This is a genomic window from Pseudomonas sp. OIL-1 (genome assembly GCF_010669185.1).
GTDB lineage: Bacteria > Pseudomonadota > Gammaproteobacteria > Pseudomonadales > Pseudomonadaceae > Halopseudomonas > Halopseudomonas profundi.
The window spans coordinates 3,957,149-3,983,248 of record NZ_CP048629.1; the positions used below are offsets into that span (position 1 = coordinate 3,957,149).

General features: G+C 57.7%; 30 protein-coding genes and 1 pseudogene. 18 read left to right on the top strand and 13 right to left on the bottom strand.

Features of this window, described 5'->3' with window-relative positions; translation table 11 throughout:
• Window positions 1-62: 62 nt before the first annotated feature.
• The 8 genes and pseudogenes from fliS to G3M63_RS19620 all read right to left on the bottom strand — a co-directional run.
• Window positions 63-431 carry a flagellar export chaperone FliS gene (gene fliS / locus G3M63_RS18190; RefSeq protein ID WP_163984011.1) on the bottom strand — a complete coding sequence of 123 codons (369 nt, stop codon included), beginning with the start codon at window positions 429-431 and terminating at the stop codon, window positions 63-65.
• Window positions 432-1,883 carry a flagellar filament capping protein FliD gene (fliD, locus tag G3M63_RS18195; RefSeq protein WP_163984012.1) on the bottom strand — a complete coding sequence of 484 codons (1,452 nt, stop codon included), beginning with the start codon at window positions 1,881-1,883 and terminating at the stop codon, window positions 432-434.
• 97 nt (window positions 1,884-1,980) lie between these two features.
• Window positions 1,981-2,385 carry a flagellar protein FlaG gene (locus G3M63_RS18200; RefSeq protein WP_163984013.1) on the bottom strand — a complete coding sequence of 135 codons (405 nt, stop codon included), beginning with the start codon at window positions 2,383-2,385 and terminating at the stop codon, window positions 1,981-1,983.
• A gap of 71 nt (window positions 2,386-2,456) precedes the next feature.
• Window positions 2,457-4,049, bottom strand: coding sequence for a flagellin (locus G3M63_RS18205; protein ID WP_163984014.1), 1,593 nt, complete (start codon window positions 4,047-4,049; stop codon window positions 2,457-2,459).
• A 257-nt stretch (window positions 4,050-4,306) separates the two neighbouring features.
• The gene (locus tag G3M63_RS19815) at window positions 4,307-4,495 is read right to left on the bottom strand and encodes a type II toxin-antitoxin system RelE/ParE family toxin (RefSeq protein WP_163984330.1); all 189 of its coding nucleotides are present in this window, start codon (window positions 4,493-4,495) and stop codon (window positions 4,307-4,309) included.
• 61 nt (window positions 4,496-4,556) lie between these two features.
• Entirely contained in the window at window positions 4,557-4,979 is a 423-nt protein-coding gene (locus G3M63_RS18215) for a type II toxin-antitoxin system VapC family toxin (protein WP_163984015.1), read from the bottom strand.
• The gene (locus tag G3M63_RS18220; protein WP_150299303.1) at window positions 4,979-5,236 is read right to left on the bottom strand and encodes a type II toxin-antitoxin system Phd/YefM family antitoxin; all 258 of its coding nucleotides are present in this window, start codon (window positions 5,234-5,236) and stop codon (window positions 4,979-4,981) included. Before G3M63_RS18220 ends, G3M63_RS18215 begins: the two co-directional genes overlap by 1 nt.
• Before the next feature lie 209 nt (window positions 5,237-5,445).
• A pseudogene (locus G3M63_RS19620) lies at window positions 5,446-5,544 on the bottom strand (type II toxin-antitoxin system RelE/ParE family toxin); the annotation flags it as partial.
• Between the two features lie 690 nt (window positions 5,545-6,234).
• Here G3M63_RS19620 and G3M63_RS18230 point away from each other — a divergent pair.
• The 5 genes from G3M63_RS18230 (at window position 6,235) to G3M63_RS18250 (ending at window position 10,228) form a co-directional block, all read left to right on the top strand.
• Window positions 6,235-7,317, top strand: coding sequence for a catalase family protein (locus G3M63_RS18230; protein ID WP_163984016.1), 1,083 nt, complete (start codon window positions 6,235-6,237; stop codon window positions 7,315-7,317).
• A gap of 350 nt (window positions 7,318-7,667) precedes the next feature.
• Window positions 7,668-8,087: a nucleotidyltransferase substrate binding protein gene (locus G3M63_RS18235; RefSeq protein ID WP_163984017.1), complete on the top strand. Its 420-nt coding sequence runs from the start codon at window positions 7,668-7,670 to the stop codon at window positions 8,085-8,087.
• Window positions 8,084-8,407: a nucleotidyltransferase domain-containing protein gene (locus tag G3M63_RS18240; RefSeq protein WP_163984018.1), complete on the top strand. Its 324-nt coding sequence runs from the start codon at window positions 8,084-8,086 to the stop codon at window positions 8,405-8,407. The genes G3M63_RS18235 and G3M63_RS18240 overlap by 4 nt, the downstream gene beginning before the upstream one ends.
• 357 nt (window positions 8,408-8,764) lie before the next feature.
• Window positions 8,765-9,187 carry an Sbal_3080 family lipoprotein gene (locus tag G3M63_RS18245; protein WP_163984019.1) on the top strand — a complete coding sequence of 141 codons (423 nt, stop codon included), beginning with the start codon at window positions 8,765-8,767 and terminating at the stop codon, window positions 9,185-9,187.
• Between the two features lie 129 nt (window positions 9,188-9,316).
• On the top strand, window positions 9,317-10,228 hold the full coding sequence (locus G3M63_RS18250; RefSeq protein WP_163984020.1) for an alpha/beta fold hydrolase: 912 nt from the start codon (window positions 9,317-9,319) through the stop codon (window positions 10,226-10,228).
• Window positions 10,229-10,278: 50 nt separating this feature from the next.
• Here G3M63_RS18250 and G3M63_RS18255 read toward each other — a convergent pair whose 3' ends face one another.
• The gene (locus tag G3M63_RS18255) at window positions 10,279-11,130 is read right to left on the bottom strand and encodes an SDR family NAD(P)-dependent oxidoreductase (protein WP_163984021.1); all 852 of its coding nucleotides are present in this window, start codon (window positions 11,128-11,130) and stop codon (window positions 10,279-10,281) included.
• Window positions 11,131-11,361: 231 nt separating this feature from the next.
• Here G3M63_RS18255 and G3M63_RS18260 point away from each other — a divergent pair, with 231 nt between their 5' ends.
• The 5 genes from G3M63_RS18260 (at window position 11,362) to phnE (ending at window position 15,484) form a co-directional block, all read left to right on the top strand.
• On the top strand, window positions 11,362-11,787 hold the full coding sequence (locus G3M63_RS18260; protein WP_163984022.1) for a hypothetical protein: 426 nt from the start codon (window positions 11,362-11,364) through the stop codon (window positions 11,785-11,787).
• A 424-nt stretch (window positions 11,788-12,211) separates the two neighbouring features.
• Window positions 12,212-13,075, top strand: coding sequence for a putative selenate ABC transporter substrate-binding protein (locus G3M63_RS18265; protein WP_163984331.1), 864 nt, complete (start codon window positions 12,212-12,214; stop codon window positions 13,073-13,075).
• Window positions 13,072-13,896 carry a phosphonate ABC transporter ATP-binding protein gene (locus G3M63_RS18270; RefSeq protein ID WP_163984023.1) on the top strand — a complete coding sequence of 275 codons (825 nt, stop codon included), beginning with the start codon at window positions 13,072-13,074 and terminating at the stop codon, window positions 13,894-13,896. Before G3M63_RS18265 ends, G3M63_RS18270 begins: the two co-directional genes overlap by 4 nt.
• The gene (locus G3M63_RS18275) at window positions 13,887-14,723 is read left to right on the top strand and encodes an ABC transporter permease (RefSeq protein WP_163984024.1); all 837 of its coding nucleotides are present in this window, start codon (window positions 13,887-13,889) and stop codon (window positions 14,721-14,723) included. The genes G3M63_RS18270 and G3M63_RS18275 overlap by 10 nt, the downstream gene beginning before the upstream one ends.
• Entirely contained in the window at window positions 14,720-15,484 is a 765-nt protein-coding gene (phnE, locus tag G3M63_RS18280; RefSeq protein ID WP_163984025.1) for a phosphonate ABC transporter, permease protein PhnE, read from the top strand. Before G3M63_RS18275 ends, phnE begins: the two co-directional genes overlap by 4 nt.
• Window positions 15,485-15,506: 22 nt before the next feature.
• Here the strand turns inward: phnE and G3M63_RS18285 are convergent, their stop codons facing one another.
• The gene (locus G3M63_RS18285; RefSeq protein ID WP_150302377.1) at window positions 15,507-15,806 is read right to left on the bottom strand and encodes a DUF2288 domain-containing protein; all 300 of its coding nucleotides are present in this window, start codon (window positions 15,804-15,806) and stop codon (window positions 15,507-15,509) included.
• Between the two features lie 291 nt (window positions 15,807-16,097).
• Between G3M63_RS18285 and G3M63_RS18290 the strand changes: the two genes are divergently transcribed.
• The 5 genes from G3M63_RS18290 to G3M63_RS18310 all read left to right on the top strand — a co-directional run bounded on the left by G3M63_RS18290 (window position 16,098) and on the right by G3M63_RS18310 (window position 20,989).
• A complete protein-coding gene (locus G3M63_RS18290; RefSeq protein WP_150302376.1) occupies window positions 16,098-17,225 on the top strand; it encodes a branched-chain amino acid ABC transporter substrate-binding protein in 1,128 nt (375 codons plus the stop codon).
• Window positions 17,226-17,325: 100 nt separating this feature from the next.
• The gene (gene livH, locus G3M63_RS18295; RefSeq protein ID WP_163984026.1) at window positions 17,326-18,252 is read left to right on the top strand and encodes a high-affinity branched-chain amino acid ABC transporter permease LivH; all 927 of its coding nucleotides are present in this window, start codon (window positions 17,326-17,328) and stop codon (window positions 18,250-18,252) included.
• Complete coding sequence (locus G3M63_RS18300) at window positions 18,249-19,508, top strand: high-affinity branched-chain amino acid ABC transporter permease LivM (RefSeq protein WP_163984027.1); 1,260 nt, start codon at window positions 18,249-18,251, stop codon at window positions 19,506-19,508. The genes livH and G3M63_RS18300 overlap by 4 nt, the downstream gene beginning before the upstream one ends.
• 5 nt (window positions 19,509-19,513) lie before the next feature.
• Window positions 19,514-20,278 (top strand): high-affinity branched-chain amino acid ABC transporter ATP-binding protein LivG, encoded by a 765-nt coding sequence (gene livG / locus G3M63_RS18305; RefSeq protein WP_335721611.1) that lies wholly within the window; start codon window positions 19,514-19,516, stop codon window positions 20,276-20,278.
• 9 nt (window positions 20,279-20,287) lie between these two features.
• Window positions 20,288-20,989 carry an ABC transporter ATP-binding protein gene (locus G3M63_RS18310; RefSeq protein WP_163984028.1) on the top strand — a complete coding sequence of 234 codons (702 nt, stop codon included), beginning with the start codon at window positions 20,288-20,290 and terminating at the stop codon, window positions 20,987-20,989.
• A 31-nt stretch (window positions 20,990-21,020) separates the two neighbouring features.
• Here G3M63_RS18310 and G3M63_RS18315 read toward each other — a convergent pair whose 3' ends face one another.
• Window positions 21,021-21,662 (bottom strand): hypothetical protein, encoded by a 642-nt coding sequence (locus G3M63_RS18315; RefSeq protein WP_163984029.1) that lies wholly within the window; start codon window positions 21,660-21,662, stop codon window positions 21,021-21,023.
• Window positions 21,663-21,811: 149 nt separating this feature from the next.
• Here G3M63_RS18315 and G3M63_RS18320 point away from each other — a divergent pair, with 149 nt between their 5' ends.
• A complete protein-coding gene (locus tag G3M63_RS18320; protein ID WP_163984030.1) occupies window positions 21,812-22,354 on the top strand; it encodes an OmpA family protein in 543 nt (180 codons plus the stop codon).
• 378 nt (window positions 22,355-22,732) lie between these two features.
• On the top strand, window positions 22,733-24,079 hold the full coding sequence (locus G3M63_RS18325; RefSeq protein WP_163984031.1) for a Na+/H+ antiporter NhaC family protein: 1,347 nt from the start codon (window positions 22,733-22,735) through the stop codon (window positions 24,077-24,079).
• 51 nt (window positions 24,080-24,130) lie between these two features.
• Here G3M63_RS18325 and G3M63_RS18330 read toward each other — a convergent pair whose 3' ends face one another.
• Entirely contained in the window at window positions 24,131-24,760 is a 630-nt protein-coding gene (locus G3M63_RS18330; protein WP_163984333.1) for a hypothetical protein, read from the bottom strand.
• 554 nt (window positions 24,761-25,314) lie between these two features.
• Entirely contained in the window at window positions 25,315-25,701 is a 387-nt protein-coding gene (locus tag G3M63_RS18335) for a hypothetical protein (RefSeq protein ID WP_163984032.1), read from the bottom strand.
• Between the two features lie 42 nt (window positions 25,702-25,743).
• On the opposite strand from G3M63_RS18335, the gene G3M63_RS18340 reads away from it, so the two are divergent.
• The gene (locus G3M63_RS18340) at window positions 25,744-26,100 is read left to right on the top strand and encodes a hypothetical protein (RefSeq protein ID WP_163984033.1); all 357 of its coding nucleotides are present in this window, start codon (window positions 25,744-25,746) and stop codon (window positions 26,098-26,100) included.

Consider the following 26,100-nt stretch of genomic DNA (forward strand, 5'->3'; position numbering starts at 1 on the left):
TTCAGAAACAACAAACCCCGGTCTATAAACCGGGGTTCGTCATTTCAGCAGCACACAAAGCCCTACTTTGGCTCAATCCAGTCCCAACCTTCCTTGATCTCCTCCAGCAACCCCTGCACTTCATCCAGCGATCGGGGCGTATCATTCAGCGCCACGCCAGCCAGCTTGCGGGTCATGTAGTCGTATAGGGAATCCAGGTTCTCGGCTATTTCGCCACCCAGATCCTTGTCCAGCGCCCCCTGCAACGCACCGATGATGCTGATAGTGCTGCTTACCGCCGTGCCGCGGCGCTCAGGATTACCCGTCGCCTGGGCATGGCGGGCGAGCTTGATCCGCTCGATGGCGCCGTTGAGCAATAGCTGCACGGCGCGGTATTGGGAGACTTCCTGGGCGATGTTGACTTGCTTGTAGGTGTCGATGGGGCTGGTCACTTAGTTATCCTTTTTCACAACACCGGGCAGGTTGGAGAGCGCTCCCACCAGGAAGCTGCTGGTCTGGTTCATCTGCCCAAGCAGCGAATCCATTTTGTTGAACTGGCTCAGCAGGCGTGCTTCGAGCTTACCGATACGGCGAGTTAGCGATTCACGCTGATCGTCCACGCTACTAAGTGTGTTTTGTAAGCCCTTGGTGCGGCTCTCGAGAATCCCACCCGTCTGGGTGTAGGGTTTCACTGTATTTTCGAGCCGCGCCATCAAGCCCGTCTCACCAGTGAAGAAGCCACTCAACTGACTGAAGTTTTCATCAAGCGCTTTATCCAGTCGGGCGTCATCAATCTTCAAGGTGCCGTCTCGCTGGGTGGAGATGCCCAGATCAGCGAGAATCTTCACCTCGCTGGTGCCAGCCGGGTTACCCAAATCGCCCCGAATGCTTGACATGAACGAGCGCACCGAGGCATCGCCTACCAGCGCACCCGTAAGGGGCGTGCCGCCATCGCCACCGACCGCAGTCACTTTGGTCAGGGAGCCAACCGTACTCATCAGTTTGTTATAACCATCAACGAACTTTTTCAAAGATGACTTCACGCCTGCGCGATCTTCGCCAACGGTCAGGCTGATAGTGTTGGCTTTCTCAAGATCTTCCTTTGACTGCGCAGACTGCAGCGTCAGGGTTACCCCGTCGATTGCTTCTGTAATGGTATTGGTGGCGCTGCTCATGTTGATGCCATCGATAGCAAACCGGGCATCCTGAGCGTAGGTGATAACCTTGGCGGCCTTGGGGTCCGCCGCCGGCGGCTCTGCTCCAGGCGCAGGCTGAGGAGGCGGTGTAAAAGCGAGTTTCTGCAACTCGGCCCCACCTGTAGCGACCGAAACCGAAATATCATTTCCGTCACCGGCTTTGGTGGAGCTCAGCACCAGTCGCGCCCCGCTCTCACCGTTCGGGTCGTTGACAATAGTCGCGCTCAGCCCCTGGTCCTTGCCCGCCTTGTTGATGGCGTCGCGAATGTCCGTAAGGCTGCTGGCTTCATCAGCAAGATCAATCGTCAGCGGTTCGTCGCCACCGAAGCTGATGCTCAGCTCGCCAGCACCAAGGGATGCGGCTGGATCATCAAAACCCTGCAGCGCCACCTTACTGCTTTGCGCCAGAGTGAACACCTGCACGCTATAGTTTCCAGCAACCGCCTTGCTGTCAGCTTTCACACTGAACACATCGGTTTTGCCGGAAGTAGCAGTTCGTTTCTCGAACAGCGAAGCACTGTTGAGATCCTTCACGACGGATTGGAAATCAGAAATGGCGCTACGGAATTGCCCGAGTCCGGAAAATTTGGCGGTGGTCGCCTTTTCCAGACGATTAAGCTGCGCGCTTTTCGGTGCAGCCTCGGCATTCACCAGAGCATTCACCATGCCCTGAATGTCCATGCCCGAACCGATTCCTGTAATAGCCATGTTGATATCCTTCCGACCAAAATTTTGACGGATATTGAACCCGAACAGCGTTACCGGTCATAAGGCAAGTTACGTGCCAGCTGAACCGGCTTGCAAATCAGGCTTCCGCCTTGAACAGCAGGCTGCGGATTTCGGAAATATTCTCAGCCAGGCGCAACGCTTCTTCAGAAGGGATCTGACGAATTACGGTGCCACTTGAGCGCTCGGTCACATTGATGACGACCTGGCCAGTGGAATCATCGAGCTGGAACTCGATATCACGACTGACCGACTGGGTGAAATCCTGAATATCGATCACGGCTGAATCCAGCGCATTGCGATCAATTTCAGCGGATTGCTCAACGGCAGTTGGAGATTGCGTCCCTACCGGCAGCATCGCCGATTTGAGCTGCGCCGTTTCCATCGATCGATTGTGCGTACGGCTATTGAGGCCCGCTTCGACCGGCGCAGCACTGATGCTGCTACGGTTGATTTCCAACGGTTTTAAAGTGCCCATATCCATGGTACTCACCTCGCATAGAAAAAAGCGGAGAGAAGGTCACCCTTCTCCCCGCGTCGTTACCGCCTGCTACCTTAGCCCAGCAGGCTAAGTACAGCCTGCGGCAGCTGGTTCGCCTGGGACAGCATCGCAGTACCGGCCTGCTGCATGATCTGGTTCTTGGTCATGTTGGCAGATTCGGCAGCGTAGTCAGTGTCCATTATGCGGCTGCGGGCAGCGGACGCGTTCTCGGATACGTTCTGCAGGTTGCTGATCGTCGATTCGAAGCGGTTCTGTACAGCGCCCAGGGAAGCGCGAGTGGTGTCTACTTCGGCCAACGCTGCGTCGATAGTAGCGATGGCATCTTGTGCGCCTTTGACGCTCGAGATATCGATCTTCTCAACCGAAGCGTCGATAGTGGTCGCGCCCTTTGCGGTCCCGGTGTCGGTCAGCGTGCCGGTGAATCCCAGGTTGGCGAGGGTGTCTGCAGCGACAGTAGTCAATGTTACGCTTGAAGTTGACCCTTTATCAGTGGTTACGAGTTCTAGCTTACCTTCGTTAACGGTAGCTCGGACCTCTCCTTTCAATTGCCCGTTTTTGGCAATCTGTTGGTTGATGTTATCAGCCAGCGATTCGACGGTCGTGTACGTACCAGCCTCGATAGTAATCGGCTGCGCGGTCACGTCGAGCGGATTCCCACTAGCGTCCTGCCCAGTCAAAGCAATGCTGAACGTGTTGTTAGTGGCGGCACCTGGCCCATTCCCTGTCGAGCTTTCGACTGCCAAAGCTGGTCCAGTATCGGCACCGAACACCGACTGAGATATGGCATCATCGGTAATGACGATCGCATCTCCAGAGAATTCTCCGTCGATTGCTTTCTCAGTCAAAATCACCTTACCAGCATCGACGCCCGTGCCAACGGATGCTTCGATCGCCCCAGCCGCACCGCCAGCCGCTTGCGCTGCGGTGTTGATCTTCTGAACCACCGCCGCAGCGTCTTCGCCGCCAGCCAATGTAACGCCGAGCGTCCCAATTTGAAGAGTGCCGGCTGCGGCAGTAACGGTGTTGTCGGTACCTCGCACCACTGACGCTGTGCCCGGGGTTTGGCCACCGATTGTCAAGGTTGTGGGAGCGCCAGCCGCTACAACGGAGGCCGCTGTAGCTTCACGGCTTGCTTTGGTACCCAGCTCCGTGGTCCGAAAGCTGTCGATTTTAACGCTGATCGTTTGATTGGCTTCGGCGCCAACCTGAATATTTTCGGCGAAACTTCCGTCGAACAGCGACTTGCTACCAAACTTGGTTTGGGTCGAAATACGATCCAATTCATTCTTCAGCTGAACCACTTCATCGTTCAAAGCTTTCCGCTCGGAGTCGCCATTACCGCCGTTGGCCGACTGCAGAGCCAGGTCACGCATACGCTGCAGGATGTTGGTTGATTCCTGCAGGGCGCCTTCAGCGGTCTGAGCCAGAGAGATACCATCGTTGGCGTTCTTGACTGCCACACCCAGACCATTGATCTGGCTGGTCAGGCGGTTGGATATCTGCAGGCCGGCGGCGTCGTCCTTGGCGCTGTTGATCTGCGAACCAGACGACAGACGCTCAAGGGAAGTCTGCAGGTTGCTGGAAGAAGTACCCAGGTTACGCTGGGCGTTCAGTGAAGCTACGTTAGTGTTTACTGTAAGGGCCATGGGTAAATCTCCGTTTGACCAAATCAATGTTTGTCTGAGCTAGCGACTCATGGGTCAGGACTCGCCCAGACACCCATAATGTTCGCGTTCAATCCCTTTATCGGCGTACTGGCCAGGAGCTTTAATCTTTTTCAGAAAAACGTTCTTGGCCGGGTTGACAGGCCAGAAAGCAGCTGCCGCCAACATGGAGGTTATCGGGCAGGACGGGGAAAGCTTTACGAGAAATTGGGGTCAGATGAACGTTTCGGAATGGTCCATCAGGAGTAAATGTGGACGTCCGGGCCAGATGAGAATAAACCAGATGCACACGAGCCCGCGTTAACCACCTCTTTCACGTCGCGGTAGAAATTCTCAAGCGCCCCGAGGGCGAGGAGATACAAAACCACCGCGCCCTCTTCATAGCTATAGCCGAGTAAAGTCAGCGGGAAAATTGGGGTCAGATGAATGTTTCTGCCGCCAACCGAGCATGTGCTCTAAAAATTCAGGTCCTACCTGCCGAGCGGTGCTTTAGCAGGGCTCCCAAGGATTCAGCAGCGCCACGCCAGATGACTGAAAGTCCGCGACGTTTCGCGTTACCAGCGTCATACCATGCACCAGAGCGGTAGCCGCGATAAGGCTATCCATCGCCGGCTGCGGATCGGGGACATGAAGCGCAGCGCAACGTTGCGCCACCGCTGTGTCCACCGGCAGGATGCGCCCCGCAAAAGCAGGCAAAACGTGGCTGTCGAACCAGGTCCGAAAAATAGCGCCTTGCGGAGGATCACGGCGCTCGGCCAACAGGATACCCATTTCCAGTTCCTGTACCGTGATTGCAGATACATACAAATCCACGGCATCCACACTGTCGGCCCACTGTGCCACGTTAGTATCGGCTCGACCTGATCTCACTTTTCTCAGCTCCGAGATGACATTGGTATCGAGCAGAAACATCAGGAAAAGTCCGCAGGTCGTGCCGATTCACGCGAACGCGAAATTTCCAGCTCCGCGTCATCAATCCCAGGCATCGCCAGCAAATCGGCTATTTTTGTGTGGCTTGCGGTCAAACGCTGCCACAGCTCAATACTTAACAGTACATGCGCCGGTCGGCCACGATCAGTGATAAAGACCGGGCCATTATTTGCGGCCCGTTTTATTTCGCTGGCCGCCTGGTTGAACTCCCGGCTTGATACCGTGGTAATAGTAGTCATGCCCTAACCTCGCTCGCCCTAGTATATGTAGCTACGTTACTACTTCCTTGCCAGTACAGCAATCCCGCAAAACTAAGGCAGATGAACGCTTCTCCGTGGAAAAATTGTGGGAGAAATTGGGGTCAGATGAACGTTTCGGAGTGGTTCATCAGGAATAAATGCGGACCTCTGAGCCAGATGAGAATAAACCAGATGAACACGAGCATCCGTTAACCACCTCTTCTCACGTCGCGGTAGAAATTCTCATGCGCCCCGAGGACGAGGAGATACAGAACCACCGCGTCCTCTTCATAGCTATAGCCGAGTAAAGTTAGCTGATTAAAACCGGGGTCAGATGAACGTTTCGCTGCGTTGTTGGCGCTAGTTGACGGATACTCGAAGAGCTATTCAGATCGGCCAATACAGCACCGGTGGACAGAGAAGGGATTTTTCCGACTGCAGAAAGCTCAAAGGGGAGCTTTCGCTCCCCTTTGGTTGTTCTTGTTGTTCTCGAGCTGTTTCTTGTTCTTTTGGGCTGGGCGGCATTGCCACCCCGTGAAACCCATCCCGGGTTGCTTAAAGCAAGCGGATTGCTTTGGACGCGCAGGAAGAAATCTCCCCATTCTCCAAAAAAATCAGTTTGCTGCACTCGCACGTTTTGTTCTTTTTATGTGTGGAGCTGAATCTTGTTTTTATTAGTATGTTTGCGATTTTTATTTTTGTTGTACTGTTAACAAAGCAGACTGCGTGCCAAGTTCGTATAAACCTTATAAATCAATAAGTTATGTCCTGTGCGTGTTTGCCAGCCCAGCTCCCAACCCAACCGGTGTTACCTTTTACCCCCTTGGGTGTTACCTCTTCCCACAAATGCTCCCAACGCGAGAAGTGTTACCCCACAAAGGCATTCGGGTTGTAGTGGTCAGGTGAACCGACAGGTCAGCCGAATGACGCAAACGAACAAGCCTCGATCCAGCCTGTCCATTCAATGAGCGCCTGCCTTTACTCATTGGAGACAGCACATGGCACACCTTTCGATACGCCCTCTGCCCTTCGAGCCACATTTTGAGCAAGTTGACGACAACGAAGCCGAGGTTCAGCGGGATATCATCGACTCGCTACGCGACATCCTGCAGACCACCTACGCCGATGGTGGTCACGCGATCCGCAGCGTCCACGCCAAGAGTCATGGCTTGCTGGAAGGCGAGCTGACCGTCCTTGATGATTTGCCTGAGGAACTGGCTCAGGGCGCCTTCGCCCGGCCGGGCAGGTTCCCGCTCATCATGCGTCTGTCGACCAATCCGGGCGACATCCTCGACGATAAGGTTTCCACACCGCGTGGGATGGCGCTGAAGATTACGCGCATTGCGGGCGAGCGGTTACCGAGCTCAGAAAATGCCACTACGCAGGATTTTGTACTGGTCAACGCGCCGGTGTTCATGGCTCCGGACATCAAGGCCTTCTCGCGTTCGTTGAAACTGCTGGCGAAAACCACGGACCGTGCGCCACAGGCCAAACAGGTATTATCAGCGGTACTGCGTGGCGCCGAATTGCTGATCGAGAAAGCCGGTGGTGAGAGCGCAACGCTCAAGGGGCTGGGCGGGCATCCGGCGACCAACATGCTCGGCGAAACCTACTACAGTGTCGTACCGATGCTCTGGGGTCCGTATTTCGCCAAGCTGAGCGTGGCGCCCATTTCCCCCGATCTGCAGCGGCTCAAAGATCAGCCGCTGGACCTGAAGGACGGTCCAAACGCTCTGCGCGACGCAATCACCGAACACTTCGCCAACCACGGCGGCACCTGGGAAGTGCGCGTACAACTGGCCACCGACCTGGAGGCAATGCCCATCGAAGACGCCACCGTGGAATGGCCGGAAGAACAGAGCCCGTACGTTCCGGTAGGCCGTATCGAGCTGAAACCGCAAAAAGGCTGGTCCGACGAGCTGGCCAGACGCATCGATGACGGGATGTCGTTCAGCCCCTGGCACGGGCTGGCCGCGCATCGCCCGCTCGGTGGAATAATGCGAGCACGTAAACCTGCCTACGAAATGTCTGCAGGATTTCGCGCGACACATAACGGCTGTCCAATCCACGAGCCGGAATGACAGGCGATGCCGCAGCCAATGAGCTGCGCAAACCAGATCGGAAGGCCGCTTGGTAAAGCACAATTGAGGGTTGGCGTGGGATGCATGCGCAAGGAAATGGGGTCAGTTCAGGTACATTTTCCCGGTATTCGGGATGGAGCCAGGCTCTTCCGATACTGGGAATACCCGCACATTCCTGCCTCCGTAAACTTGATCTCTCATCGCCAGGACCGCCAATGCTGCCCGTTCAACCTATTTTGGAGATTAATCGTAGGGAGCGCGCAGTCGGTTGGCGCTGGCTGGATAGCGGCTGGTCTCCCATAGCGCTAGCGGATAAGCTAACCGCCTCGCTAACAACCTCGGAGCTATCCATGGCTGATCAGGATATTCGCTGGCTGCAACGACTCGCCAACTATCAGCGTGCGCTATCGCGCCTGCGAGACGCTGTGGACCTGGCCGGAACCCGCCCGCTCAGCGACCTGGAAAAACAGGGGCTTATTCAGGCGTTCGAGTTCGTTTTTGAGCTGGCCTGGAATCTGATGAAAGATTATTTTCTGTATCAGGGCAACCCTGCTATCACCGGTTCCCGTGATGCCATCCGCAGCGCGTTCAAGCAGCAGCTGATCACCGACGGTGAAGGTTGGATGGAAATGATCAAGAGCCGCAATCAGTCCGCACATACCTATAACGAAGCGGTGGCCAATGCGATTACGGATAACATTCTGAACATCTACCACGATTTATTCGAACAGTTCGCCATCCAGATGCAGACCCTTGCAGATCAGCCATGACCGCAGAAACTCCATTTGGTCTTCCCGCTACAGCCATCGCTGCTCTGCGACACTTGTTTGACCGCTGGCCTGACATCGAGAGTGTCTGGATCTACGGCTCTAGAGCCAAAGGAAATTATCGCCCGGGATCTGACATAGACTTGACACTCAAGGGCGAGGCCCTGGATATGCACGACTTGCTGGCTATCGAGAACCAGATCGACGATTTGCTATTGCCCTGGTCTGTTGACCTCTCGCTATACACGCATATAGACAATGACAGTTTGCGGGAGCACATCGAAAGAGCTGGGCAGGTTTTTTATCAGCGAACTGCTGGCTGATCCACGGTCAAAAAAAGCGACAGATTTAATTTTCCTGGGTGATCGAGACGATGATGCCGCCGTGTGGGCTTGCGTGCGTTCAGAAGAAGGCGCTGTCGAGGTGGAACTCGACAATTCCCAAAGAGCGACAACCTGTATAACTGGCCGAGCGAGAGAAACTGGGGTCGGCGAACATTTCTTCAAGCTTTCTCGATGAGCTCGTCGTCAAGGCTTAAGCTAGTTGTACTCATGGTTATCTCCACTTAGATGGTGTTACGTGAAATGACCGCTGCCAATGGTTAGGGCGGCCTACCGACCTTGGCAAACCGCCCCCGCAACGGCATCATGCCCCGCTGCCATACCTGAAACGGATTTACCATGCACGGAAAGCTGTTTGCTGTATTCGCGCTTGCCCTCCCTCTCTTCGGCTGTTCCATCCAGCAGCAGATCGAACATGTCAATAAACGACCGAACGCGCCGCTATGCGTGGTGAATAATCCCGGCGTGCGCAGCGGGGTGCTGGATAGCGTCCTGCTGACGCTGTCGTCCAGAGGGGTGAATTATCATCTGGTGCATAACAGGTCGGCGGCGCAGGCCTGTGAGTGGGCGTTGACCTACGATGCGCGGTGGTCGGTGGATCTCGGCAGTTATATGTCCTACGCGGCTATACAGGTATACCGCGGCGGCAGGCCGGCGGGGCATGCGATCTACGATGCCAGCAACGGGCGTGGGCATCCGGATAAATATGTGCAGGTGCAGCCGAAGATTGTTGAGCTGGTGGATGAGCTGTTTCGGCCGTAAACGCTTTATGACAGCCAGATGAAGTTCGACCAGCGGACCCGCTCTGCAACCGCTTTGTCATCCCGTTAGGATTAGCTAGGAGCATCTCAATTGGCGCGGCAGCGGGTCGCGCCCGGACGGAGGTGCTTCATGAATGCTAACAAGGCGGTCGTTCGCGTGCACCGCGACCTCAAGGTGCACACCAGCTATTACGCCTGCCCCGGCGCTACCAGCACGATCATTCTGGTGAACGGTTCGCTGGCGACCAGTGCATCCTTTGGTCAGACGCTGCGTTATCTGCAGCCGCTGTTCAACGTGGTGTTGTTCGACATGCCCTACGCCGGACAGTCACGCCCGTACAACCCCTGCCCGCCTTTGATCGGCAAGGAAGACGAGGCGATTATTCTCCTTGAGCTGATCGAGCATTTTGAAGCGGACCGGGTAATGTCATTCTCCTGGGGCGGTGTGGCAACCTTGCTGGCGCTGGCCCAACGGCCAGAGCGGATCAAGCAGGCGGTGATCGAATCCTTTTCACCGGTACTCAACGCGCCCATGCATGATTACCTGGCCTCGGCTGAGGATTGCCTGGCTGCACTGGACCGTGAGAAAGTCGGCGATCTGATCAACCGCACCATTGGCGAGTATCTGCCGCCCTTCTTCAAGCGCTGCAACTTCCGCCACGTCAGCACGCTGGAAGACCACGAGTACGAGCAGATGCTTTATCACGTGCGGCAGATGAAGAGCCTGGTGGCCGATAACTACATGCGCTGTGTGAGCAACATCGACGTGCCGTTGCTGTTTATCAACGGTGAGTGGGACCAGTACACCAGCCCGGAGGACGCTCGGAAATTTAACGGCCTAGCACCGCAGGCCGAATTCGTGACCGTACGGCATTGCGGGCACTTTCTGGAGATGGAACACCGCACCGCCTGGTGGGAAGTACGCCGTGCAGTTGAGGGATTCTTGCTAACGCGACCCAAACCAAAACCTGTCGAGGCTACGCAACCGGTGGCGGAGCAGCCAAACGTGTTGCCGTTCAGAAAGGTGGCTTCGGTTGGTTGAGGGTGTTGCTCCCGGCACGCTCGTATCAGAGCTTGCCGGGATATTGCTGCTTAGGGATTCATCGAATCGAATACAGTTTTTTCAGCGCCCGCCGCTTCAGCGCGCAGCCTTATCAGATCCTTGATCTTGCGATGCGGGAAGACGTAGAACTGATCCTCCTCAACTGCTTTCAGCGTCATCTCGGCAATGTCTTCTGCCTTGATGCGGCCCTTGGCGACGGCGGATTGAATAGCAGCGGTACGCTCAGCAGCGACTTCAGTGCGCACAATGGTGTCAGCCTTGTCAGCCGGACGGTTACGCGCGGATTCGTGGATGGCGGTGGGGAAAAACGCCGGGCAAAGTACCGTGACGCCGACCTGTTCAGCACCCACATCGCGCAGATCCAGCGCCAGCGTTTCGGACAGCGCAACGACTGAATGCTTGCTCGCGTTGTATACCGCCATGCTCGGGCCGTTCAGCCAGCCTGCAGCGGAGGCGACGTTGACGATATGGCCTTCGCCCTGCTCGATCATCATCGGGGTGAAGGCCTTGATGCCCCACACCACGCCGTAGAGGTTCACGCCCATCACCCATTCCCAGTCGGCTTGGGTGTTCAGCCAGACCGGGCCGCCCACGCTGACACCGGCGTTGTTGAACAGGATATGCGCACCGCCGAAGCGGCTCTTGGCCAGATCGGCAAACGCCTGTACCTGCTCGAGTTTGGAAACGTCCAGCCGCATGGTGGCCGACTCGGTGCCGGGTGCTTTTTCTTCCACCAGGCGCAGGGTTTCCTGCATGCCCTTTTCATCGACATCGCCCAGTACCAGATTCATGCCACGCGCAGCGCAGCACAGCGCCAGCTCACGCCCCAGGCCGCTGCCGCCGCCGGTAATTACCGCTACCTTGCCCTTGAAATCCTGCATGTGAAGTCTCCTGTCACGGGGCTCTGAACGATTCAAAGCGCAGTTGATCGAATTCGGTGTGTGAGAATGCCCTGCCGCTCCGGTGGCGGCTACTGCTATGCGCCTGGTTGATTGAGCTTTAGCAGCATGGCTTATTGCTGGTGTAGCTTGTGTACTCAGCGACGCTGGCCGGCTGCGTTCAACGTACTTTCCACCAAGCCAGCCCGCCCCTTTTGCAAAACGGAGACTGCGATGCGTGCCTTTCTTTTAATGACACTGCTGCTGGCCGGCTGCGTTTCTCAACCCCATGAACCAGTGCCGCCGAATGTGGTGCGCATCAATCTCGACACCATGCGCCCGGGTGACCATCTCAGTGCCTATCGGCTTGATGGAGAGCTGGTCCAGGGGCTCCGGTTTGATGACATCCCGCCTGGTGAGCATGAGCTACAGGTGCGCTATCGGTATGAGAGCTCGGCACGGGCGTCTGCCAGTGGGTTGTTGGGTGATATCCAGCGGCGCAGCTGCATTCTGGCGGTGTATTACGATGGATTTGAGGCGGGGTATGAGTATCGGCTGGTGGCCAATCAGCTGGGCTGGTCGACTGTCGGGTGGCTGGAAGGGCCCGGTGGGGAGTCGTTGGTCAGTGCCAGGGTGTTGCGGTGTGGGCCTGGGGTTTGAGGCCGATCGCGGCGAAATGATAGTAGAAGAACCACACCGGCCGACTTACATCCTGAGGATGTAGCGCGCCTGTGCTATGCCAATAGCTTCGCATCAGATACTACCCTGTCGGCGCGCAGGCGCACGCCAACCCCAGGAACCACCAGCCCCATTCGCAGGACCTTCCTGGGGGTGTAGCGCGCCTGCGCTACGCCAGACTCTCACGGCTGCAACAAGCCTGTCGGCGCGTCCGAACGCGGCCCGAGGCGCTCGCCAACCCCAGGAAGCGCCCGCCTGCCAGGCCTGGGGGTGTGTAGTGGTCAACCCCAGGGGCCATCAGACCGCTTGCCACTACTGCGTGATGCAGTAAACTTGCGCCACGCCCTGGCCGGCCTCGACACCCGGTCGGGAGTCTTCCGCTATTGAACCGGAGAAACACATGTCGATGATCAAACGTCCGCTGGCCGTTATGGCTGGTTTGTGCCTGTCTGTTGCATCCATTTTCCCCTCTGCCCACGCCGCCGATACCGAGGTTTTGCGCGTATCTGCGATCCCTGACGAGGCACCCACCGAGCTGCTGCGCAAGTTCGAGCCGCTGGGGGCATATCTGGAGAAAGAGTTAGGCATGGAAGTGAAATTCCAGCCGGTATCCGATTACGCGGGCGTGGTTGAAGCGCTTGGTGCCAAGCGGCTGGATATGGCCTGGCTTGGCGGTTTCACCTTCGTGCAGGCGCGTTTGCGCACGGGCGATGCCATTCCGCTGGTACAGCGTGAGCAGGACGAGGTATTCACCAGCACCTTTATTACCGCCAATGAAGACGTCACCAAACACACTGATTTGGAAGGCAAAAGCTTCGCCTTTGGTTCGGTTTCTTCTACCTCGGGCCACCTGATGCCACGCTACTTCATGCAGCAGGACGGCATCGATCCGGACGAGTTCTTCAGCCGCGTTGCCTTCTCCGGCGCGCATGACGCCACCGTCGCCTGGGTTGAATCCGGCCGTGTGGATGCAGGCGTACTCAACGCATCGGTGTGGGACAAGTTGGTTGAAGACGCCAAGGTCGATACCGACAAGGTGCGTGTATATAACCGTACGCCGACCTATTTCGACTACAACTGGACCGTACGCGGCGACCTGGGTGAAGAGCTGACTGAGAAAATCAAGCAAGCCTTCCTCAAGCTGGACCCGGAAAACCCCGAGCACAAAGAAATCCTTGATCTGCAGCGCGCCTCGCGCTTTATCGAAACCAATGCCGAGAACTATAAGGGCATCGAGGAAGCTGCACGCGCTGCCGGCCTGCTGGAGTGAGCATCCGACTGGACGGGGTGGGCTTGACCCATCCCGGTGGTTTTCGGGCACTTGAAAAGCTTGATCTGACAATCGCCGCCGGCGAACGGGTGGCGATTATCGGCCCGTCCGGTGCCGGCAAAACCACCCTGTTGCGCCTGTTTGGCACCGGCCTGAACCCCAGCGCAGGTCGCCTGAGCCTGCTGGATAATGACCCGACGCAACTGCGTGGCCGCACATTGCGCCAACTCCGCACGCGTATCGGTTTGATTCACCAGAGCCCGCCCCTGCCGCCGCGGCAAAGAGTCGTTACCGCGGTACTGGCTGGAAGGCTCGGCCAATGGTCGTTGCCGCGTGCGCTGGCATCGCTTTGTTATCCATTGGACGCCGAAGGCGCCCGCGCCGCACTTCAGCCGCTAGATCTGGCGGACAAGCTCTTCGCACGGTGTGATCAGCTGTCCGGTGGGCAGCTTCAGCGCGTCGGTATTGCCCGCGTGTTGTATCAGGGCGCTGATCTGTTGTTGGCCGATGAGCCGGTTTCCGCCATGGACCCGGTGCTGGCGGACCATACCTTGGCATTGCTCAACCGCATTGCTGACGAGCGCGGGATTACCCTGGTTGCCAGTCTGCACGCCGTGGATCTGGCCTTACGACACTTCCCGCGGGTGATTGGTCTGCGCGACGGTAATATTCTGTTCGACTGCGCTGCTACTGAAGTAACCGACAAAGACCTCAACGGCCTGTACGTAAATGCAAGCCTTCAGGCTGCTACCACCGAACCGACACAAGTCAGCGCTCCCCTACAGGAAAACCTGACCCGGACCGCGCCGCGATGCCTCTAGTGTTACCCGCCGTTGCCAGTCGCGATCCGGCTGCCCTGCCCCGGCTGTTTATCACCGTGTTGGCCATCGCTCTGCTGTGGCCTGGCCTAGTTATTACTGAGTTTGCGCCCGCCGCCCTGGTTGATCCACGCAATCTGGACGTGTTCAGCCGTTTCCTAGCCGGATTCTGGCCGCCCGACACCTCGCCGGAATTTCTTGCCTTGCTCGGCAAGGCGACGCTGGAAACCCTGGCCATGGCCACCGCCGGCCTGGCTCTGGCGTTGCTATTGGCAATTCCGCTGAGCCTGCTCGCCAGCCGCGCATTGTCTGTTTCCGCTTTATTAACCGGTCGCCCTTCACGCTGGGCCAGCGCGGCACGCTATCCGGTGCGTTTACTCCTGATTCTGCTGCGCAGTATTTCGGAAATCGTCTGGGCGCTGTTGTTTGTTCGTGCGGTCGGGCTCGGTCCCACCGCCGGCGTGCTGGCAATCGCCATTACCTATAGCGGCATGCTCGGCAAGGTGTATGCGGAAATCTACGAATCAGTCGATCAGCGGCCGGCCCGGGCATTGATGCAGGCCGGCAGCTCCCGGTTGGCGGCGTTCTTCTACGGCGTGCTGCCGGCCGCAGCGCAGGAGCTTATGTCCTACACCATCTACCGCTGGGAATGCGCGGTGCGCGCCTCGGTGATCATGGGTTTTGTCGGCGCTGGCGGACTCGGACAAATGATCGACTTGTCGATCCGCATGTTTGCCGGCGGTGAGGTGGTCAGCATTCTGCTTACTTTCCTGGTTCTGGTGTTGCTGGCCGATCAACTCAGCACGCTGTTGCGCCGGAGGCTGGCATGAGTCGGCGGCTCGAAGCATTGCTCTGGAGCAGCGCCATAATCGCAGCGCTGATCGCTTCGTTTGTTTATCTGGGCATGGATCTACTCGGCTTGTTCCGTGGCGACAGCCCGGAGCAGATGCTCAGCTACGCCCAGTCGTTCTTTCCGCCGGAGACCTCACCCGACTGGCTCTCAAAAATAGCGCGCGGCGCCCTGGAAACCCTGGCGATATCAGCCATCGGCACCTTGTTGGCTGCCTTGGCCGGGGCAGCGTTAAGCCTGTTGGCCGCTGGCCGGCTTGGGCGCATCGCCAAGAGCCTGTCGCGTTTGCTGCTCAATGCGCTGCGCTCCGTGCCCGAACTGGTCTGGGCGGCATTGATGGTATTGGCCGCAGGGCTTGGCCCCTTCGCCGGCACTCTGGCCATCGCACTGCACACCGCCGGTGTGCTCGGGCGCCTGTTTGCCGAAGCGCTGGAAAACACCCCGACCGAACCGGCGCAGGCGCTACGTGATGCAGGCGCTGGCCCGGTTGCCGCGTTCTGCTACGGCACCCTGCCGAACGTGATGCCGCAATGGGTCGCGTACAGCCTGTATCGGTGGGAGAACAATATCCGCATGGCCGCGGTGCTCGGGTTCGTCGGCGCCGGCGGACTGGGGCAGATGTTGTATGTGACGCTCAGCCTGTTTCAGCAGCCGCGGGCGATGACCGTTATCCTGGCGATGATTGTCATGGTGTTGCTGGTCGATGCCTTGAGCGCCTGGCTGCGGACGCGCCTCGCCTAAACGGTTAGCGCTCAATCTCGCGCTAACTGCGCTCCTGCACCAATACCCAGGGGCGCACGACCACCGCCCACAGATTATCCGGGTCGCGCGCGTGCCAGTCCTGCGCTTGCTCATCCGTCGCCAGCGCGACCTTGCTCTGGTCCATCCAGCCTTTCACTGCCGCGCTGTCATCCTTGATCAACGCCTGAGCGACCTCGACCAGATCCAGATCCGTTGCCGCCCATAACACCTGGCCGCGAGCAAAATGCGGTTCCAGGGCTTTCCATTCGATCTTGGCGGTGGCACCGAGAATAGCTGCATAGGTATCGGTGGGTTCGGTCATGGGATGCTCCGGCTATCAATAAGCCGGGCATATTAACGCCCCGGCGCGGTGAAAACGAGCTTGCCCTCCGCTGCCGAGTGTCGTCCCGCAGCTGCCATCACCCTGACAGGCCTGGACCCTGTCGCTAGTCGCTGCCCCGAGCGGTGATTACTGGCACTTCGCGACTTTTTTGCCGCTCGGTTTCCCAGCTTCGCAAGCCGTTGCTAGACTGCTGCTATGGAGTTCACAGAATAAACTGCGTTGCGACAGCCTGCAGGCCCCTCAATCGTACGGATGACAGTGAGCAGAAGAATGAAAAAACCATACAGGAAAGCCCTTTCACGAATGATCGCAGTGGCCGCCATGGCTGGCGCCACCGGCTTTGCGATGGCCGCGGACAACATCAAGATCGCCCTGGCCGGGCCGGTAACGGGACCCGTCGCGCAATACGGGGACATGCAATTCATCGGTGCGAAGATGGCCATCGACCGGATCAACGCTGCGGGCGGAGTGAACGGCAGCCAGCTCGAGGGCGTGATATTCGATGACGCCTGCGACCCGAAACAGGCCGTCGCCGTGGCCAACCGTATCGTCAATGAAGACATCCAGTTCGTGGTCGGCCATCTCTGCTCCAGCTCTACCCAGCCCGCCTCCGATATCTATGAAGACGAAGGCATCCTGATGATCACTGCTGCCTCGACCAGCCCCGAGATCACCAGCCGTGGTTACGAACTGATCTTCCGTACCATCGGGCTGGACAGCCTGCAGGGACCAACCGCCGGCCAATATATTGCCGAGAAGGTCAAGCCGAAGAAGGTTGCGGTGGTGCATGACAAACAGCAGTACGGCGAAGGCATAGCCACTGCGGTGCGCGATGTACTGCGCGAGAATGATATCGACGTCGCCCTGTTTGAAGGCATCACCGCCGGCGACAAGGACTTCTCTGCGCTTATTTCCAGACTGCGGCAGGCCGATGTGGACTTCGTGTATTACGGTGGCTATCACCCTGAGCTGGGGCTGATTCTGCGCCAGGCCAGAGAGCAGGGTCTCAACGCCACCTTTATGGGGCCGGAAGGTGTCGGCAACACGGACATCTCGGCAATTGCCGGCGAAGCGTCCGAGGGTATGCTGGTGACACTGCCCAAGGCGTTCGATGAAGATCCGAAGAACGCTGACCTGGTAAAAGCCTTCGAGGCCAAGAATGAAGACCCCTCCGGTGCCTTCGTATTCCCCGCTTATGCTGCGGTGCAGGTAATCGCAGACGGTATCAAGCTGGCCGACAGCACTGATCCATTCGACGTCGCCGAGGCATTGCGCTCAAACAGCTTCGAGACACCCACCGGCACGCTGAGCTTCGATGAAAAAGGCGATCTCAAGGACTTCAATTTTGTGGTCTACGAGTGGCACGCCGACTCCAGCAAAACCGCATTGTCCGAGTAATGAAAATGTCCACAGGCCCGCTGGTAACCCCACGGGCCTGTTGTTGTGCCCTTAGTGCTGCCCGCATTGACCGTCCTGTCCCTTTTCAGGTGTTGTGGCCATGCCCGATTCGCTTTATTACTTTATCCAGCAACTGCTGAACGGCCTGACCGTCGGCAGCACCTACGCCTTGATCGCCATCGGCTACACGATGGTCTACGGCATTATCGGCATGATCAACTTCGCCCACGGCGAGGTGTACATGATCGGCAGCTATATCGCGTTCATCTCCATTGCGGCACTGGCGATGTTCGGTATCGAGTTCCTGCCGCTGATGATCATCGGCACCTTCATCATCAGCATGATAGTCACCAGCGCCTACGGCTACAGCATCGAGCGTGTTGCTTACCGGCCACTGCGTGGCGGCAATCGGTTGATTCCGTTGATTTCTGCGATTGGCATGTCGATTTTTCTGCAGAATCTGGTGCGCCTGGCACAGGGATCGCGGGACATCGCCATGCCGAACCTGATACCCGGCGGTATTGATATCGGCCCGCCTGAAGGCTTCAGCGCAACGCTTTCCTATATGCAGATGATCATCTTCGCCGTCACGCTGATATCCATGACGCTGTTGACGCTGTTCATTACCCGCTCACGCATGGGTCGTGCCTGCCGCGCCTGCGCCGAGGACCTGAAGATGACCAATCTGCTGGGCATCAATACCAACGGCATCATCGCTTTGACCTTTGTTATCGGCGCGGCGCTGGCAGCAGTCGCCGGGGTATTGCTGGGCATGTATTACGGGGTGGTGAACCCCTATATAGGCTTTATGGCCGGGCTGAAGGCGTTCACGGCGGCGGTACTCGGCGGTATCGGCAGCATCCCTGGCGCGGTGCTGGGTGGGCTGCTGTTGGGTGTAACCGAAGCCATGACAGCCGGCTATTTCAGCAGCGAATACAAGGATGTGGTCGCCTTCAGTCTGCTGATACTGGTGCTGTTGTTTCGCCCCAGCGGCATTCTCGGTAGGCCGGAGGTGGAAAAGGTATGACCCGGCACAACTTTAAATCAGCGATTATCTCTGCGGCCGTCGTCATTGCATTGACTGGCCTGCTCATGGGTGTCCGCCTCAGCCAGTCGGGCGGCGGGTTGATTGTTACCGGAGCCGGACCTGATGTGTACTGGAAGATCGCCGCCGCAGCGCTCTTCATGTTCCTGTTCAATCTGTTTCGCGATCAACTGGATGGGCTATGGCGAGCCCTGCCAGGAATACCCAAAAGCCCCGCTGGCTTGACCGCGGTGACTGAAAAGCCGGTAGTACGTCGGCTGTTCTGGTGTTTCCTTATTGCCGCTGCGTTGATCTGGCCCTTCTACGCTGACCGTGGCGGCACTGATCTGGCAACCCTGGTGCTCATCTACATCATGCTGGGGCTGGGACTGAATATCGTCGTCGGTCTGGCCGGGCTGCTGGATCTGGGCTATGTGGGCTTCTATGCCGTCGGCGCCTACACCTATGCGCTGCTGGCGATGTACTTCGACATCGGGTTCTGGCCCGGACTGTTTGCCGCTGGCGCAATGGCGGCATTGTTCGGCTTTCTGCTGGGCTTCCCGGTACTGCGGCTGCGCGGCGACTACCTGGCAATCGTGACGCTCGGATTTGGCGAGATCATCCGTATCCTGTTGAACAACATGACCTGGCTGACCAACGGCCCGAACGGGATTGGCGGCATTCCCAAGCCGACCCTGTTCGGACTGGAATTCAGCCGCCGCGCCAGTGACGGCATGCAAACTTTCCATGAATTTTTCGGCATCGAGTACAGCTCGGTGCACCGGGTGATGTTCCTGTATTTTCTGGCGTTGCTGCTGGTGCTGATCACGCTTTATGTCATCAACCGTTTGTTGCGCATGCCCGTCGGGCGCGCCTGGGAAGCCCTGCGCGAAGATGAGATCGCCTGCCGCTCGCTGGGCATCAATCCCACAGCGGTCAAGCTCAACGCTTTCACCATAGGCGCGACCTTTGCCGGGTTCGCCGGCTGCTTCTTCGCCGCCCGGCAGGGGTTTATCAGCCCGGAATCCTTTACCTTCATCGAGTCGGCAATCATTCTCGCCATCGTCGTATTGGGCGGCATGGGCTCGCAGGTGGGCGTGATTCTGGCGGCGATCATCATGACGCTACTGCCCGAAGTCGCTCGCCAGTTCGATGAATACCGCATGCTGCTGTTCGGTCTGCTGATGGTACTGATGATGATCTGGCGCCCGCAGGGGCTGCTGCCGATGAAACGCCCGCATCTGGAGTTACGGACGTGAGCGCCATTCAACCTTTGCTCGACGTATCCAGCCTGACCATGCGCTTCGGCGGCCTGCTGGCGGTTGACGGCGTAGAGCTGAAAATCCTGCCGCAACAGATCGTCTCGATGATCGGGCCCAACGGTGCCGGCAAGACGACGGTATTCAACTGCCTGACCGGGTTCTACAAGCCCAGCGCCGGGCGCATTCTGTTTCGCGGTGAAGATATTCAGGGCCTGCCGGGCTTCAAGGTCGCGCGCCGGGGCATGGTTCGGACCTTCCAGCATGTGCGGCTGTTCAAGGAAATGTCCGTAGTGGAAAATTTGCTGGTCGCCCAGCACCACAACATGAACACCAGCATGCTCGCCGGACTGTTCAAGACCCCGGCCTTCCGCCGCAGTGAAAAGGAAGCCATGGAGCGCGCGGCCTACTGGCTGGAGCGCGTCAATCTGCTGGAGTTTGCCAACCGCAAGGCCAATACCCTGGCGTATGGGCAACAGCGACGGCTGGAAATCGCCCGTTGCATGGTCACCCAGCCCACGCTCTTGATGCTGGACGAACCCGCGGCCGGGCTCAATCCGCGCGAGACCGAGGAGCTGAAAGAGCTGATTGCAGAATTACGTAACACCCACAAGCTGACCATCCTGCTGATTGAGCACGATATGAAGCTGGTGATGAGCATTTCTGATCGCATCGTGGTGATCAATCAGGGCTGCCCGCTCGCCGAAGGCACGCCGGAGGAAATCCGGCAAAACCCGGATGTGATCAAGGCCTATCTGGGCGAAACCTGAGGATATTGCATGCTGGTTTTCGATAACGTTTCGACCCACTACGGCAAGATCCAGGCGCTGCACGACATCAGTATCCAGGTGCAATGTGGCGAAATCGTCACGCTGATCGGTGCCAACGGCGCGGGCAAAACGACGCTATTGATGACGTTGTGCGGCGATCCGCGCGCTACCAGTGGCAGCATTCGCTATGAGGATCAAGAGCTGACCTGCCTGACCACCGCGCAGATCATGCGCAAGGATATCGCCATCGTGCCCGAGGGCCGCCGCGTGTTTTCCCGCCTCACCGTGGAGGAAAACCTCACCATGGGCGGGTACTTTGTCCGCGGCGATGAATTCGACAAGCAACTCGACGCCACGCTTGAACTCTTTCCGCGCCTCAAGGAGCGCTACCAGCAACGCGCCGGCACCATGTCCGGCGGCGAACAACAGATGCTGGCGATCGGGCGCGCACTGATGAGCAAACCAAGGTTATTGCTGCTGGACGAACCCTCGCTGGGTCTCGCGCCGATCATCATCCAGCAGATATTCGAGATCATTGAACAATTGCGGCGCAACGGCGTAACCATCTTTCTCGTCGAGCAGAACGCCAATCAGGCGCTCAAGCTAGCGGATCGCGGTTACGTTATGGAGCATGGCCGCATCGTGCTGCAGGATACCGGCGAGGCGCTACTGGCCAACCCGCAGGTACGCAGCGCCTATCTGGGCGGCTAGGCATCCGTTCACTACGCCTGTGGCCAGACGCTCAGGGCGTTGTCGCATCCGTGCCTTTATAGGCACAGCCGTTCAGGCGTCGCCCATTAACCGTCAACGTTGCAGTCAAATGGCGGTAGTCTCCAGCGTTATCAAAGCAGTCCTGCGGATAAAGCCACAACTCAAGGTCGTTATCCTCCGCCCCCCGAAAGCTCATCGAACCATCTGGCAGGCTTTCAGCGATCATCGGCACTGGCCCCGCTTCCTGATCGGCCAGGCCGTCGAAGCGGATGCCCTGGCGGTCCACTACCAGGCGCCAGGAATCACCAATGCCGCGGGCGATCCATTGGCCCGATTGCGGTTCATCGGCGCAACCCCGGCCGGTGGACTGCATACGCAGCACCCGGCTGGTTAGTAACCTGTCATCTCGAACAGTCCCTTCGATGTCGACAAAGATTGCGATCTGCCCCGGCTGCGCAACGCGCTGGAACAACTGCTCCACAGCGGCCGCGCCTTCAACATTGACGATGGAATCATCGCGACACCGCTGTACAGTCCATTCGTCCCCGTTCCTTTCGAGCAAGCCCACCACCCTATCGCTCTCGGCCGACGACCAGGGCAACGACGCACAACCGGACAGCAAAACGGAACTGCCGCACAGCGCGAAGCAAACAGCCCTTAAACCAAGTCGCATATGTGAACCCCTTCTCTAATAACACTTTCGTCTAGGAAAACACTGGCTACAATTGGTCACAGAATTGCGCCAGAATGCTACCCTTCGGCAACAGCGAGTTATAGACAACTCCAGTTGTTCCTCCCAAGCTCTTGATTTTGGACGCGTGCATGAAAACCATAAAAGTAGTTGCCGTTTTCACCCTTAGTCTTGCTCTGGCGGCCTGCGCCTCCAAGGCACCAGAACCTGTCCAGATTTCCAAGCCGTGGGCTGAACCCCGCGTGGAGCATCTAACCAAGGTAGCCGAATCCCAGGGCTACGAAATTGAACGCGAAGGCGAGCAGATTCGCCTGATTATTCCAGTAGATGGCAACTTCCATCCCAAGCGTACCCTGCTTCTACCGTCTGGCCTGGTCCCGTTGAGCAAAATTGCCAAGGCTATCCGCGACGACGAAGAAACCCTTTTCTCTGTAATCGGCCATAGCGACAGCGCCGGCGAAGACACCCTGAACGAACAGCAGAGCCTCGAACGCGCCCAGGCTGTAGCCAATGTCCTCATGTTAGGCGGTGTCAGCCGTAAGCGAATGCAATTAAGCAGCATGGGCGAAGAAGAACCCCGCGCAGACAATAGCACCGAGACCGGTCGTCATAAAAACCGTCGTGTAGAGATCGTAATGACTCCCGCCACCACAAGCATGGCGATGGCGGAGTAACCTACTTCTGGCTGCCCCGGTTCCGGGGTAGCCAATACCTCTTTCCAAGAAACTTATCATTCTGATACTGCTCGGCCGCACGCCTCTCGGCGAGTTCGAACGTGGTCCTGGGGGTGTAGCGCCCCTGCGCTACGCCAGAGCTCGCAAGCCACCCCAAACATTGTCGGCGCGTCCGAACGCGGCCCGAGACGCACGCCAACCCCAGGGGAACCCAGGCCGCAACCGCTGTGCCAGATCATAAAATACAGCGCGCCAAACAATGCCACCCTGGGAGTGTAGCGCGCCTGCGCTACGCCAACTTCGTCCGCAGCGCTGGTCTATGTTCGTAGTGCTGGCTTACACTTGCGCCCTATGCGTCCGATGACCTACGGAAACGATATGAAAGAACGCCCTCAGCCCCGCGCCATCGCCCTGCTCCCGCTACTGCTGTTTCTTCTGGTATTCCTTGGCAGCGGCACCTACTATTCCCTGATCGGGACCGAGTTCGCGTTCTATCAGATCAAAGCTCCGGTCGCGATACTGCCAGCCATTGTCCTGGCCATCCTGCTCGCGCGGGAGGGGCTTAATCGAAGCCTGGATACCTTCATTGCCGGCATCGGCAACAGCAATATCATCACCATGGTGCTGGTCTTTTTCCTCGCTGGCGCATTCGCCACCGTTACCGATGCCATCGGCGGCGTAACAGCGACGGTCAACATGGGCCTGAGCTTCATACCGCCGGCTTTCGTGCTGCCAGGTCTATTTCTAATTGCCGCGTTCATCTCGACAGCCATGGGTACATCCATGGGCACCATCGGCGCGGTTGCACCCGTTGCGCTGGGCTTTGCCGAAGCCACCGGCATCTCGGTTCCGGCGGCCATGGGCGCGGTCATTGGCGGCGCCATGGCAGGTGACAACCTGTCGATCATCTCCGATACCACCATCGCTGCAACCCGCACCCAGGGCGTCGCCATGCGCGACAAGTTCAAGCTGAACCTGATGATCGCTCTGCCGGCGGCAGCATTGACGCTGATCCTTCTGTTCATACTTGGAGACACCGCCACCGAGCCTGCTCTTGCCGACTACCAATTTATGCTCGTGTTACCCTACCTCGCCGTACTGGTTCTGGCGCTGAGTGGACTGAACGTGTTCGCCGTATTGATGGCCGGGATCGTGCTCTCGGGGTTTACGGGCATGTTCCTCGGTGATGATTACTCGGTCGCCAGTTGGGGTAACGATATCTACAGGGGCTTCGAAGGCATGCTGGAGATTGCCGTGCTCTCGATGTTCATTGGCGGGTTATCAGCGGTCATGAAGCGCGAAGGCGGCCTAGCCTGGCTGCGGCAAACCATTCAGAACATAACCGCAAAACTCGGCCAGGCCGGACGCCGCAGTGGTGAAGCGGCAATCGCCGCGCTGGTAAGCCTGGCCAACCTGTTCGTGGCCAACAACACCGTCGCGATCATCGTCAGCGGCAGCGTCGCCCGGGACCTGGCCGGTCACTACAACGTAGACCGCCGCCGCAGCGCGAGCCTGCTGGACATCTTTTCCTGCGTAATCCAGGGCCTGATCCCCTACGGCGCCCAGATCCTCCTGGCAGGCTCCCTTGCTGGCGTATCTCCATTAATACTGGCCGGCCAGGTGCACTACTGCTGGTTGCTAGGTGCAGTTGCCATTGTCGCGATTATTGCCGGATTTCCCCGGCCGCGTGGGGAGATTACGGAGGATGCGGGGGAGATTGGGTAATCACCTACACGGAGCCTGGCGGACAGGCGTTTTGCACTCGCGTCCGTTCAGCTAACCCCTGTGGATGTCGTCAAAGTCATCGCCCTTGGGCGTAGCATGGATGCCCTTGGCTTCCTGCTTTCGGTAGTAGCTTTCGATACTCAAGTCTGGATCAATCTTCTCTTGCAGAATGCAAGGGTGTTGCTGCCAAGGATAGGCTGCCAGTTCTTCGCGCAGCCCGCGTCCCTCCCTCCGACTCCACGTCTCCGCATCAATATCGCGCCAATACCGGGATGTACGACCGCACGTCTGATCGTGGGCGGCTGTCACCGGATCAAGGTGTCTGCTCTGTTCGAGGATGGGTAGATCCGGCAAAGGCTGCTCGACATCCATGTACCGCTGCAGGGTGTCCCAGAACGCCAACAGGTTGGGTTTGTCCAGACCCAGGCTATGCAACTTGGTGGCCAGGCATACTTTGGTGCTGGTATAGCGGTGATGCAGCCAGAGGACATAGTCATGGCCCCCGTGCGGCGTCAGCTGTAACTGGCAAACCGCATCAAACTCGTAGAATGGAGCGACAAAAGGTTTACGAAAACGCCGGGCGATGGTCAGCGTACCTTCACGCCGGTCAAAACCGCTGCCGTCGTGGGTATAGAACCGAGCATAAATCCATAGCAGCGCATCCGCGCCGAACAGCCCTATCGAGAACAAAATCATACCAAGCCAGAACGCCGTCTGTTCCGACCAGTAACCCCATAGGGCGTTTTGGTCCCAGGCGATGATAGCTGCGGTGAGCAAAGCGCTGAGTGTCATCAATAAAAAAGCATAGGCTTGGTGATTACTGAATAATACAAGAGAGACTATAGCGAGCATTACGCTGGCGAATGTCACTGCTAAAGAACCATCAAGAACAACTGCTATTTCTACTCCCCAAATATAAAAAGGAAACATGAAGCACATCAGCTTCAAGATGAAAATAAAATACGGCACACGACTCACATTCTCAAAGTTCCATTTCCGAGCATCGCAAAAAATATGCTGTTCCCTTCCTTCGCGTTCCTGCCTTTCATAGGTGGTATGAAACGCTGCTTCCAGTTGATGCTCCACTTCAACGGCGGAATCTAGCCCGGCGTAGTGCCCCCAGGCCAACAGGCTATCCATCACGCCGACGCGAACACTCTTTTCTGGTGCCAGCGCGGGAATATTGCTAGCAGCGAAAGCTCCGGGACCATACGACGGGGGTCTTTCCTGAGTGGTCATACCTTGAATTCCGTGGTTTCGATTAGCCAGTAAGGCGCCTCATTAGACTTGGCATTCGGCGAAGGAGTGCGGAGAAAAGCAGCCCTATAAGGCTGCCAACGTTTCGGACTGGGCTGGGGCAACACAAGCGACTGGCCTGTCGCCTCTCCGATATCAATGCGAAACTGGGCCATAATTTTGAGACGCTGGCTGACCTGATTATGACGGCGTTGCAAAGATGTCAGTTTCAACAAGGGAAATTTTTTAGGTAGAACATAGAGTACAGTGGCGTCGTCCAACGGCAGAGCTGACACTTTAGCGTCCTCAATGACACGATGCTCAACCCGCTCGACATTAAACATACCGGTAAGCGGCAATACTCCTACTTGCTCTACTGCGTGCAATCGAAAATGTCCTCCTGGACCGAACATGGAAAGCAGCGGCGAATGCAGAGTCACTATCCAGTCGTCAGCTTCGAGGGGCTGGGTGTCTGGTGGCTGGCACGCGTGTGGACGAAGCATCCGCTGTCCACTTATCCGCTCCAGCTGCTTGCTGTGGTAGGTTGGAGCACTCTGCATCCAGTCCGCCAGGCGCTCGACCCGGATTACCGGCTTGCCGAGTATGCCGAGCAGCTGCGTATAGGCATTCTGCGGATCGGCAAGGTGAGCGAATCGCTGATCATCGCCCAGCAGGCTGTCGAGCACACCAGCCCCGCCATGCTGTTTGCCGAAGGGCCCATTTTTCAAAAGTGCCTCAATATCACTGTCAATCAACCGGTGTTTGTCAACGTAGTTGTCGCGTAG

What these genes read in the sequence shown, in the direction of transcription:
- G3M63_RS18230 (WP_163984016.1), top strand. Translation starts at nt 6,235, where the DNA reads ATGGCACACCTTTCGATACGCCCTCTGCCCTTCGAGCCACATTTTGAG.
- G3M63_RS18315 (WP_163984029.1), bottom strand. Translation starts at nt 21,662, where the DNA reads ATGCGACTTGGTTTAAGGGCTGTTTGCTTCGCGCTGTGCGGCAGTTCC.
- G3M63_RS18255 (WP_163984021.1), bottom strand. Translation starts at nt 11,130, where the DNA reads ATGCAGGATTTCAAGGGCAAGGTAGCGGTAATTACCGGCGGCGGCAGC.
- G3M63_RS18320 (WP_163984030.1), top strand. Translation starts at nt 21,812, where the DNA reads ATGAAAACCATAAAAGTAGTTGCCGTTTTCACCCTTAGTCTTGCTCTG.
- G3M63_RS18205 (WP_163984014.1), bottom strand. Translation starts at nt 4,049, where the DNA reads ATGGCCCTTACAGTAAACACTAACGTAGCTTCACTGAACGCCCAGCGT.
- G3M63_RS18325 (WP_163984031.1), top strand. Translation starts at nt 22,733, where the DNA reads ATGAAAGAACGCCCTCAGCCCCGCGCCATCGCCCTGCTCCCGCTACTG.
- phnE (WP_163984025.1), top strand. Translation starts at nt 14,720, where the DNA reads ATGAGTCGGCGGCTCGAAGCATTGCTCTGGAGCAGCGCCATAATCGCA.
- G3M63_RS18200 (WP_163984013.1), bottom strand. Translation starts at nt 2,385, where the DNA reads ATGGATATGGGCACTTTAAAACCGTTGGAAATCAACCGTAGCAGCATC.
- livH (WP_163984026.1), top strand. Translation starts at nt 17,326, where the DNA reads ATGCCCGATTCGCTTTATTACTTTATCCAGCAACTGCTGAACGGCCTG.
- G3M63_RS18240 (WP_163984018.1), top strand. Translation starts at nt 8,084, where the DNA reads ATGACCGCAGAAACTCCATTTGGTCTTCCCGCTACAGCCATCGCTGCT.
- G3M63_RS18245 (WP_163984019.1), top strand. Translation starts at nt 8,765, where the DNA reads ATGCACGGAAAGCTGTTTGCTGTATTCGCGCTTGCCCTCCCTCTCTTC.
- G3M63_RS18285 (WP_150302377.1), bottom strand. Translation starts at nt 15,806, where the DNA reads ATGACCGAACCCACCGATACCTATGCAGCTATTCTCGGTGCCACCGCC.
- G3M63_RS18220 (WP_150299303.1), bottom strand. Translation starts at nt 5,236, where the DNA reads ATGACTACTATTACCACGGTATCAAGCCGGGAGTTCAACCAGGCGGCC.
- G3M63_RS18235 (WP_163984017.1), top strand. Translation starts at nt 7,668, where the DNA reads ATGGCTGATCAGGATATTCGCTGGCTGCAACGACTCGCCAACTATCAG.
- G3M63_RS18290 (WP_150302376.1), top strand. Translation starts at nt 16,098, where the DNA reads ATGAAAAAACCATACAGGAAAGCCCTTTCACGAATGATCGCAGTGGCC.
- G3M63_RS18340 (WP_163984033.1), top strand. Translation starts at nt 25,744, where the DNA reads ATGCAGAGTCACTATCCAGTCGTCAGCTTCGAGGGGCTGGGTGTCTGG.
- G3M63_RS18215 (WP_163984015.1), bottom strand. Translation starts at nt 4,979, where the DNA reads ATGTTTCTGCTCGATACCAATGTCATCTCGGAGCTGAGAAAAGTGAGA.
- G3M63_RS18310 (WP_163984028.1), top strand. Translation starts at nt 20,288, where the DNA reads ATGCTGGTTTTCGATAACGTTTCGACCCACTACGGCAAGATCCAGGCG.
- G3M63_RS18265 (WP_163984331.1), top strand. Translation starts at nt 12,212, where the DNA reads ATGATCAAACGTCCGCTGGCCGTTATGGCTGGTTTGTGCCTGTCTGTT.
- G3M63_RS18260 (WP_163984022.1), top strand. Translation starts at nt 11,362, where the DNA reads ATGCGTGCCTTTCTTTTAATGACACTGCTGCTGGCCGGCTGCGTTTCT.
- G3M63_RS18300 (WP_163984027.1), top strand. Translation starts at nt 18,249, where the DNA reads ATGACCCGGCACAACTTTAAATCAGCGATTATCTCTGCGGCCGTCGTC.
- fliD (WP_163984012.1), bottom strand. Translation starts at nt 1,883, where the DNA reads ATGGCTATTACAGGAATCGGTTCGGGCATGGACATTCAGGGCATGGTG.
- G3M63_RS18275 (WP_163984024.1), top strand. Translation starts at nt 13,887, where the DNA reads ATGCCTCTAGTGTTACCCGCCGTTGCCAGTCGCGATCCGGCTGCCCTG.
- G3M63_RS18250 (WP_163984020.1), top strand. Translation starts at nt 9,317, where the DNA reads ATGAATGCTAACAAGGCGGTCGTTCGCGTGCACCGCGACCTCAAGGTG.